The organism is Marinobacter sp., assembly GCF_041690455.1.
Taxonomy (GTDB): Bacteria; Pseudomonadota; Gammaproteobacteria; order Pseudomonadales; family Oleiphilaceae; genus Marinobacter.
In genome coordinates this window covers 64,693-74,788 of sequence record NZ_JAWLHI010000010.1, presented here as the reverse complement: position 1 = coordinate 74,788, position 10,096 = coordinate 64,693, and the positions used below count along the sequence as shown (strand labels likewise).

Genomic DNA, 10,096 nt, shown 5'->3' with positions numbered 1-10,096 from the left:
CTTCCCAGGAGATCGGTGACATCGTATCGCTGATCAACGACATCGCCGACCAGACCAACATCCTGTCCCTGAACGCCGCGATCCAGGCCTCCATGGCCGGTGACGCGGGCCGGGGCTTCGCGGTGGTTGCGGACGAGGTTCAGCGCCTCGCGGAACGTTCCTCTGCTGCAACCAAACAGATTGAAGCCCTGGTTAAGACGATCCAGTCCGATACCAACGAGGCGGTTATCTCCATGGAACACACCACCGCCGAGGTGGTCCGTGGTGCCCGTCTTGCCCAGGACGCGGGTATTGCCCTCGAGGAAATCGAGAACGTATCCATGTCTCTGGCGGAGTTGATCCAGAACATCTCCAACGCGGCACGCCAGCAGTCATCCTCTGCGGCCCACATTTCCAACACCATGAACGTTATCCAGGAAATCACCTCTCAGACCTCGTCCGGTACCAACGCGACCGCGAAGTCTATCGGTAACCTGGCTGAGATGGCGTCCGAACTGAGGTCCTCTGTTGCCGGCTTCACCCTGCCGGAAGAGGACGTGGCCGACGAAGAACAAGAGGAAGACAGCGACGTTCCGGTGGTGGGCTGAAGAACGGCCCGGGGCAGCTGACAGTTTATGGCGCATACGCACGACAACCTGTCACCCGCCGAAGGTATCTGGTCCATGCGCCGCCTTCCGGATATGGATGCGGCGCAGTTCCACCAGTGGCAAACCCTGCTGGAGCACCGCACCGGGATAACCCTGTCGGCCGATCGACGCTCGTTCCTGGAAACCAATATCGGGATCCGGATGCGGGAAATCGGCTGCAGCAGCTTCCAGGCCTACTACGAAAAAATCGTATCCGGCCCGGACGCTGTGGTGGAATGGGCAACCCTGGTGGACCGGCTGACCGTTCAGGAGACCCGGTTCTTCCGGGATCCCGACGCCTTTCGGCTGGTGTCCGACTATGTCCTGACGCGGCCGCGTGAGCAGCTGAGAAAGCGCGCGCTGGAAGCCTGGAGCGTCGGCTGTTCCACCGGCGAAGAGCCCTACACGCTGGCGATGGTACTCAACGAGTGCATGAACCAGCTGGGGATGCAGCCATTGTTCGGGGTCACCGGGTCCGATATCAGCAAGCCCGCCATCGACAAGGCCGGCAAGGGCCAGTTCAGCGCCCGGAAACTGCTGGGTATGGACGAAGTCCTGAAGGACCGGTATTTCCGCCCCGCCGAGCGAAATACTGTCGAAATCGTAAAGAACATCCGCGATCGGGTGTGTTTCACCAGGCTCAACGTCCTGGATCTGGACACCGCACCCATGCACGGAATGAACATCATCTTCTGCCAGAATCTGCTGATCTACTTCCGCCGCTGGCGCCGGCGGGAGATCGTGAAGCGGTTAGCAGAAAGACTGGCACCGGGGGGATTACTGGTGCTGGGCCAGGGTGAGTTGACCGACTGGCAACCACCCGGCCTGCAGCGGGTACCCTCGGAACATGTTCTGGCGTGGATCAAACGCCAGGCCGACGAAGAATAACCGGAGTGGTTATGGGCAATCACCATGACAGCATCGCCCTCGACTGGGTTCGGGGAGAAATACAGGACACGCTGACCCAAGGCCAGCATGCACTGGAAGCGTATGTCGAGAACCGTGACGACACCGCGCGCCTGCGCTTCTGCCTGAATTATCTCCATCAGGTGCATGGCACCCTGCAGATGGTGGAACTCTACGGTGCGGCATTGCTCACCGAAGAGATGGAAAAGCTCACCCAGGCGATCCTCAACGAGTCCGTCAGCAACGTGGACGAGGCCGTTGATATCCTGATGCAGGCCATCCTGCAGCTGCCCCAGTACCTGGAGCACCTGACCAGCAGCGATGGTGCTGCTGCCCATGCTCAATGACCTGCGGGCCGCCCGGGGCGAAGCCCTGCTCTCCGATACCTCGCTGTTCAAGCCGGATCTCAGCCGGGCGCAGATGAGTGTCAGCGGCACTGCATCCCAGCGTCTGCAGGACCCGAAGGTCCTCGGCCATATCCGCAAGCTCCGGCAGATGTACCAGTTTGCCCTCGCCGGTGTGGTCCGCGAGGAAGATCTGGATGCCCAGTTCAGCTACCTCCAGAAGGTCATCCAGCGGCTCGCCCGCCTGTGCCAGAACACACCGCGCGGTGAGCTGTGGAAAGCCGCCAGCGCCTTCGTGGAAACCCTCCAGGCCCACGCGAACCCGGTCAACGCGGCCGTCAAATCCCTGTTGCGGGAGCTGGATGCCGAGATCCGTCTGCTTACCGACGGCCAGGCTAATGTGCTCCAGCAGCAGGCCCCGGAAGCGCTGTTCAAACACCTGCTCTACTACGTGGCCCGTGCCCGGGACCTGGACACCCCGCAGGTCCAGTCCCTGCGTAATGACTACAAGCTCAACATGGCTCTGCCATCGGACGATGACGTCGATGCTGCCCGCACCCGGGTATCCGGGCCGGGCCGTGAGGCGATCCATTCTGTGGTCAGCGCACTGAACGAAGAGCTGGCCAAGCTCAAGGACCAGCTGGACCTGTTCGTGCGCTCCGAGCTGCGCCAGAACAGCGAACTGGAAGATCTGCTGCCGGGCCTGCGCCAGGTGGCCAACACCCTCGCCGTGCTCGGTCTGGGCATTCCCCGCAAGGTAGTGACCGAACAGATCGAGCTGGTGGAAAAGCTCAGCGACCAGATGGAATTGGTGGACGACGGCACCTTGATGGACATTGCCGGCGCCCTGCTGTACGTCGAAGCCAGCCTGGCCGGCCTCGACACCGACCGCCAGGTTGAGTCCCGGGAAGACGCGCGTCCCGGCGACGCGATCAACCTGGGCTCCCGGGAACTGGGCGAGGCCAGCTCTGCCCTGCTGAGGGAATCCCGCAACACCCTTGAGCAGGTCAAATCCGCCATCGTCAACTTCATCGCGTCCCAGTGGGATACCCGCGAAATTGAACACGTCCCGGAACTGCTGCACAGCATCCGCGGCGGTCTGGCGCTGATTCCCCTCGATCGCGTGGCGGACATGCTTGTATCCGCCGAGCGTTACATCACCGATGTCCTGCTCGGTGGCAAACAGGTGCCAGACTGGAAACAGCTGGACACCCTGGCCGACGCCGTCACCAGTATCGAGTACTACCTGGAGCGACTGGCCGAAGGTATCAGCGAAAACGATGCCGTGCTGCAGGTCGCTGAGGACAGCCTGGCTTCCCTCGGCTTCCCGGTGGGTGCCGAGCCCACCTGGAACGCGCCGGCAGCGGAGCCTGAACTGCCGGACGAGGTGGAGGAGAGCCCTGCCGGGGAATCCGCCGCTGCAGCACCCGAAGAAGCCAAGGAATCCGACGAAGACCTGCTTGACGACGAGATCCTCGAGATCTTCGTTGAGGAAGCCCAGGAAGTCCTTGAGACCATCCACGATTTCTATCCGCGTCTGCGCCAGAACCACGACGACCGTGAAGCCCTGACCGAAGTGCGTCGGGCATTCCACACCCTCAAGGGCAGTGGCCGAATGGTGGGCGCCACCAGCATCGGCGAGCTGGCCTGGTCGGTGGAGAACCTGCTCAACCGGGTCATCGACCAGACCATCAAACCGAACGACGAGCTGTTCACCCTGGTGGACGAGGTCAACGCGCGGATTCCGACCCTGATCCAGGAATTCCGGGAAGGCCAGGCGGACGGCCAGGTCGACACCCTGATCCAGCGCGCCCAGGCTATGGCCGATACCCGGCGCACCGACGCCGAGCAGGCGCCGGAATCCACGCCGGTGGCCGAAACCCCGGCCACTGACGAGACACCGGCGCAACCGGAACCTGCCACTGCACCGCAAGCGCCGGCCGAAAGCGACGATGACGACCTGATCGATGACGAAATCCTCGAGATCTTCGTCGAAGAGGCCGGAGAAGTACTGGATACCATCCGTGAGTACCTGCCGATGCTGCTGCGTCAGCACGATGACCGCAGTGCGCTTACGGAAGTCCGCCGCGCCTTCCACACCCTCAAGGGCAGCGGCCGCATGGTGGGCGCCAATGTGGTGGGTGAACTGGCCTGGTCCGTGGAGAACATGCTCAATCGTGCCATCGACGGCTCGATCCTCATGAACGACGACATTGCGGCGCTGCTGCAGGATGTCACCGAGGCACTGCCGCCACTGGTGGAAGACTTCGAGAAACGTCGTGCGCCTTCCATGGACACATCAGCCCTCGAAGCCCGGGCCAACACCCTGGCCAATGGCGAGATCCCCGATACCGGAACCATGCCAGCCGGCGCAGAGGAGCCCGAAGCAGCCGGAGAGCCTACTCCCGAAGCGGATGAGGCCGACGACAACGGCGTGGATCCGGTGCTGCTCGACATTTTCGAGAGCGAAACCGAGACCCATCTGCAAACCCTGAAGGACTACCTGGCCTCCGCCGGCGACAAGACCACCGTTCCCTATACCGACGACCTGTCCCGGGCCCTGCATACCCTTAAGGGCAGCGCCCATACCGCCGGAATCACGCCCATCGCCGAGGTCATCACTCCCCTCGAGCGTTTTGTAAAAGAAGCCCGTGCTCAGAACAAGCGGGCTGATCGGGAAGTTGTCGCCCTGATCGAGCAGGCCTGCGATTTCCTGACCCGGGGCCTGGCCCAGATTCGGCAGAACCCGCAAGAGCCACTGGCGGGCACCGACGAATTTCTCGAAAGACTCGAGAACATCAGCCGCTCCACCCTGCGGGCCGCCGCCGAAGGCGACATCAGAGAGCCAACCCGACAGGCCGAATCCCAGCTGGTCCGTCTGTTCCTGAACGAAGGCCTGGACATTGTCCTTGACGCCGAACAGATCCTCGACCAGTGGGTAGCCGATCCGACAGAAACCGGCCCGCTGGCGCAGCTCCGCAACGAGCTGGACCAGCTGACCGAAGGCTCGGCTGAGGCCGGTCTCACCGATGTCTCCGCCCTTGCCGGCGCCCTGAAGAACACCTACGACGCGGTTGCCGATGACCATCAGGCGCCGGATGAGCACTTCTTCACCACCGTCCGTGCCGGTCATGAGCAACTGATCAACATGATGGATCAGGTAGCTGCCGGCCTTGCCACCGGCTCCGATCCCGAGCTGCTGGCTCGTATCGAGGCGTTGGCCGAAGGCCGGAGTGAGCCGGCCGATTCAACCGGCACGGAAGCATCCGTGACACCGGACGCCTTCGAGCAGCAGTTCAACGACGAACTTGAAGAAATTGACCTGAGCTTCGACACTGACGGCCTGGACGGGCCTGAAGCCGGGACGGAACCGCAGGCTGAAACCGATCAGCCGCCACTTCCGGAAACCGATGAATCGGATGACGGGCTCGATCAGGAACTGGCCGAGATCTTCCTTGAAGAAGCCCGCGACCTGATCGACAGCACCGCCGAGGCCCTGCAGAGCTGGAGCGAAAACACCGGCAATCTCGATATCCTCAGGTTGCTGCAGCGCGATCTGCACACCCTCAAGGGCGGCGCCCGCCTGGCCGACATCCCCGCCGTAGGCGACCTGTCCCATGAACTGGAAACCCTGTTCGAGGGCCTGACCGAGCAACGGCTGTCAGTCAACGACCAGCTGTCCGACCTCTTGTTCCGCAGCCATGACCGCCTTGCCGGCATGGTGGAGGCCCTGGAAAACGGTGAGACCCCGAGGCCGGCACCGGATCTGGTCGCCGAGATCCAGGCTTACATGGGCAGTGCCGCAGGTTCACGACCGGTCACGGATGTTGCCGAGCCCGCACCGGAGCAACAGCCCGGGGAATCCCCAGCACCGGCGGACGAAACCGCCGGCGAACCGGCCAGCGAGACGCAGGAAGAAGGTCCGACTGATCTTTCACATCTGGATCCGGAGCTGGTGGGCATCTTCCTCGAAGAAGCCTATGACCTGATCAACTCCACCGGCAGTGCCCTGCATACCTGGAGCGAGAACCCGTCCGACACTTCGGTAGCCGCCGAACTGCAGCGCGACGTGCATACCCTGAAAGGGGGTGCCCGCATGGCCGGCGTCAACGCCATCGGCGATCTCACCCACGTACTTGAGGATCTGTTCGAGAAAGTGGCCGAGGGCCAGCTGGCTGCGTCCGAGGAAATGACGGACCTGCTGTTTGCCTGCCATGATCGTCTGGCCCAGATGGTTGAGCAGGTCGCGACCCAGAAGCCTTGCCCGCCTGCCACCGATCTGGTGGCCCAGGTGGAATCGGTCATCCGCGGTGAGACTCCGACTGCCCCGGCGCCGGAAGTGTCCGAACAACAGCCCGTAGCTGGCGCCGAGACCGGTCTGGCGGAACACCTGGAGCCGGCTTCCGACAACGACCTGATCGGAATCTTCCTGGACGAGGGTCTGGAAATTCACGAGGCCATCGATGAATGCCTGGCCCAGTGGAAGGATGAACCAGAGGAACTGTCCGGGGTGACCCAGCTCCAGCAAGAGCTTCATACCCTCAAGGGCGGAGCCCGTCTCTCGGATGTTGATCCCATCGCCGAACTGGCCGAAGCCTGGGCCGAGGCGCTGGATCCCCTGATTGGCGGCGCCAACAACCAGCACGCACTGCTGGAGTTGAGTGAACAGGCCAATGCCAGCCTGAAAACCATGCTGGCCGCCCTGGAGGAAGGCCATAAGCCGGAAACCGGCCACGGTCTGGTGGAGGCTTTCCGGGCGCTCGGAACGGAGGTGTCAACCGATGAGTCCGGCACCGAGGCACCTGTAACCGCCAGTGCCGACACCGTCGATCCGGAAGTCCTGGAAATCTTCCTGGAAGAAGCCGGCGAAATCATGGACCAGCTCGAGCAGGTACTCGAGAACTGGCGGAAAGATCCCGGCAATCACGATTTCAACCAGGAAGCCCAGCGGGCCCTGCATACCCTCAAGGGGGGAGCGCGCCTGGCCCAGCTCACGGAACTGGGTGACAAGGCCCATGCCTTCGAGACCCGGTTGATCGATCTGGGCGGCAACGCGCCGGACGACGCCCAGTGGCAGGCCATTACCGACGATCACGATGTCATCATCGCCCTGGTGACCGAGGTCCGTCGCCGCTTCGAGGGTGGTGCAGCCGAGCCGGAGACCCGTGCCGAAACCGGTCCCGCTCGTGCCGAGTCAAAGTCGGAGGAAACCCCGGCCGCCACACCCGAGTCCAAGGCCGAGACGGCGCCAGCCCCGGCACCGAAACCGGAAAAGCCACCGGCGAAAACGCCAGCCCAGCCCCGGAAGAAAGCTCCGGAAGTGCAGCGGGTCCAGGAAACCATCCGGGTTTCGGCACCGCTGCTGGACGAGCTGGTCAACCTGGCGGGTGAAACCAGTATCACCCGTGGCCGACTGGAGCAGCAGACCAGCGACTTCGGCCATACCCTGGATGAAATGGCCGCGACCATCGAGCGTCTGCGGGAGCAGCTGCGCCGGATGGAGATCGAGACCGAAGCCCAGATCCTGTTCCGTGCCGAACAGGAGCACGGCCCGGACTATGGCGACGACTTCGACCCGCTGGAGATGGACCGCTACTCAGCCATCCAGCAGTTGTCTCGGGCCCTGACGGAATCCTCCTCGGACCTGGCAGACCTCCGGGAAACCATGGCTGACCGGGTCAGGGATACCGAGACCCTGCTGGTCCAGCAGTCCCGTATCAACACGGAGCTGCAGGAAGGTCTGATGAAGACCCGCATGATTCCGTTTGCCTCCATGGTGCCCCGCCTGCGCCGGATCGTCCGCCAGATCAGCGGCGAGCTCGGCAAGAAGGTGGAGTTCGATGTCCGCAACGCCGAAGGGGAGATGGACCGCAATATCCTGGAGCGCATGGTTGCGCCGCTGGAGCACATGTTGCGGAACGCCCTGGACCACGGCATCGAAGCGCCGGAAGACCGCAAGAGCGCCGGCAAACCCGAAATCGGGGAAGTGACCCTGTCCCTGACCCGGGAAGGGGGCGACGTGGTGCTGCGGATGATCGATGACGGTAAGGGCATCCCTTCCCATGTCATCCGCGACAAGGCCATCCGCCAGGGTTTGCTCCGGGCCGATGAAGACCTATCAGAACGGGAAGTCCTGCAGTTCATCCTGCAGCCGGGCTTCTCCACCGCCGAGCAGGTCACCCAGATCTCCGGCCGCGGTGTCGGTATGGACGTGGTGGCCAGTGAGATCAAGCAACTCGGTGGCAGCCTCGATATCGACTCCGCAGTAGGACGAGGCACTACCTTCACCGTGCGCCTGCCGTTCACGGTATCGGTCAACCGTGCGCTGATGGTGACCACCGGCGAGGACTTCTATGCCATCCCGCTGAACACCATCGAAGGTATCGTGCGGGTCAGCACCTACGAGCTGGAGGAATATTACAAGCCGGATGCGCCGATGTACGAATACGCCGGCCAGCAGTACCGTCTGCAATACCTGGGCAGCCTGCTCAACAGTGACCACCAGCCCAAACTCCAGGGTCAGGCACTGCCGCTTCCGGTAATCCTGGTACGGGGTGCCGAGCAGCCTATGGCCCTGCAGGTGGACAGCCTGATGGGCAGCCGGGAAATCGTGGTCAAATCCCTCGGGCCCCAGTTCAGCACCGTTCGCGGGGTCTCCGGTGCCACCATCCTGGGTGATGGTAACGTGGTGGTGATTCTCGACCTTCCGGCCATGCTGCGTTCGGATATCCTGTCCGACCGCCAGCGCCTGGCAAACCTCGAGAAGGCGCGGGAAGCAGCCCGGTACGAAGAGCAGGTCACCACCGTCATGGTGGTGGACGATTCGGTTACCGTGCGCAAGGTTACCTCCCGCCTGCTGGAGCGCAACGGCATGGAAGTTCTTACCGCCAAAGACGGCCTGGATGCGGTTGCCCAGCTGCAGGATCACAAGCCCGACATCATCCTGCTCGATATCGAAATGCCGAGAATGGACGGCTTCGAAGTGGCCAGCTTCATCCGCCACGACGACAACCTGCGGGAAACGCCGATCTGCATGATTACCTCCCGGACCGGCGAGAAGCACCGCGAGCGGGCCCTGGCCATCGGCGTGAACGAGTACCTCGGCAAACCGTTCCAGGAAACCGAGCTGCTTGAGACCATCAAGCGGCTCACCGGAACCGAGTAATGGCCGGCCAGGGAGGCCGGCCCCGGGTCGGGATCGTGTCCGATGTGGTCCTGCAGCGACACCGGCTGCAGGCGGCAACGGCCAAGTTCGGACTCGAGGTCTCCTTCTGCGGCGACCCCCAGCGGCTGGAATACCAGCCGCAGTTTCCCGAGGCGGATCTGTGGCTGATTACCCTGGAAGACGAAGCCGACCATCCCGCGCTATTCGATCTGCTGCTGGATAACACCGAGGCTCCGGTCCTGTTTGGCCTCGATCAGGCCCCCAAGCCCGGTAGCACTGAATACTTTCGCTGGGAACGACGGCTACTGGGCAAACTGGAAAAGCAACTCGGGCATCTCGAAGAGCTGGACTCGGAGACCACGCTTGAAAAACTCGAAGACGAGCCAGCGGCACCACAGAGCAAGCCTGAGCTGCCCCACTGGATCAAACCTGCGGCGCCGGACTCCATTGCCGAAGAAGTCTGGATTCTCGGAGCCTCCCTGGGTGGGCCGGCAGCGGTAAAAACCTTTCTCGATCACCTGCCCCAGGGGCTGCCTGTGGGGTTTATCTACGCCCAGCACATCGATGACAATTTCACCGGGGTGCTGACCCGGGTCCTGGGCCGCGATGCCCATTACCGGCTCAAGGCGGCACAGGAAGGCTACCGGGTCCGCAACGGAGATGTGGTGCTGATGCCGGTCGAACATGAGTGGCGGCTGGACAGTACCGGCGCCCTGACCGAAGTGAACAAGCCCTGGCCCGGGCCGTATGGCCCGTCCATCGACCAGGTGTTGCTCAATGTGGCCGACCACTACCGGGCCCGCTGCCATGCTATCCTGTTTTCCGGCATGGGCAACGACGGCGCGCTCGCAGCGCCCATTCTCAAAGCCTTTGGTAGCCGGATCTGGGTCCAGGAAAGCAGCAGTTGCGGCAACAGTTCCATGCCGGATTCGGTGGCGGCCACCGGGTGCGCCAGCTTTACCGGAACTCCCGAGCAACTGGCCCGGGAGCTGATCAAAACCATTGAAAAATCCTGCCTGCTCAGAGGCCGGCAGAAACGCGATTCCGCCTGAGGA

General features: G+C 62.9%; 5 protein-coding genes. All 5 read left to right on the top strand.

Annotated features, from left to right (window positions below):
• On the top strand, nt 1-587 hold a 587-nt coding region (locus ACESMW_RS03975), incomplete at its 5' end, for a methyl-accepting chemotaxis protein (protein ID WP_372985780.1).
• A 27-nt stretch (nt 588-614) separates the two neighbouring features.
• Nucleotides 615-1,514: a CheR family methyltransferase gene (locus ACESMW_RS03970; RefSeq protein WP_372985779.1), complete on the top strand. Its 900-nt coding sequence runs from the start codon at nt 615-617 to the stop codon at nt 1,512-1,514.
• Between the two features lie 11 nt (nt 1,515-1,525).
• A complete protein-coding gene (locus ACESMW_RS03965) occupies nt 1,526-1,879 on the top strand; it encodes an Hpt domain-containing protein (protein ID WP_372985778.1) in 354 nt (117 codons plus the stop codon).
• The gene (locus ACESMW_RS03960; protein WP_372985777.1) at nt 1,869-9,041 is read left to right on the top strand and encodes an Hpt domain-containing protein; all 7,173 of its coding nucleotides are present in this window, start codon (nt 1,869-1,871) and stop codon (nt 9,039-9,041) included. The genes ACESMW_RS03965 and ACESMW_RS03960 overlap by 11 nt, the downstream gene beginning before the upstream one ends.
• Nucleotides 9,041-10,093, top strand: a complete 1,053-nt coding sequence (locus tag ACESMW_RS03955) for a chemotaxis protein CheB (RefSeq protein ID WP_372985776.1) — start codon at nt 9,041-9,043, stop codon at nt 10,091-10,093. The genes ACESMW_RS03960 and ACESMW_RS03955 overlap by 1 nt, the downstream gene beginning before the upstream one ends.
• Nucleotides 10,094-10,096: the final 3 nt, after the last annotated feature.

Excerpts from the sequence above, each read along its gene's own strand:
- ACESMW_RS03970 (WP_372985779.1), top strand. The coding sequence starts at position 615 with ATGGCGCATACGCACGACAACCTGTCACCCGCCGAAGGTATCTGGTCC.
- ACESMW_RS03965 (WP_372985778.1), top strand. The coding sequence starts at position 1,526 with ATGGGCAATCACCATGACAGCATCGCCCTCGACTGGGTTCGGGGAGAA.
- ACESMW_RS03960 (WP_372985777.1), top strand. The coding sequence starts at position 1,869 with ATGCTCAATGACCTGCGGGCCGCCCGGGGCGAAGCCCTGCTCTCCGAT.
- ACESMW_RS03955 (WP_372985776.1), top strand. The coding sequence starts at position 9,041 with ATGGCCGGCCAGGGAGGCCGGCCCCGGGTCGGGATCGTGTCCGATGTG.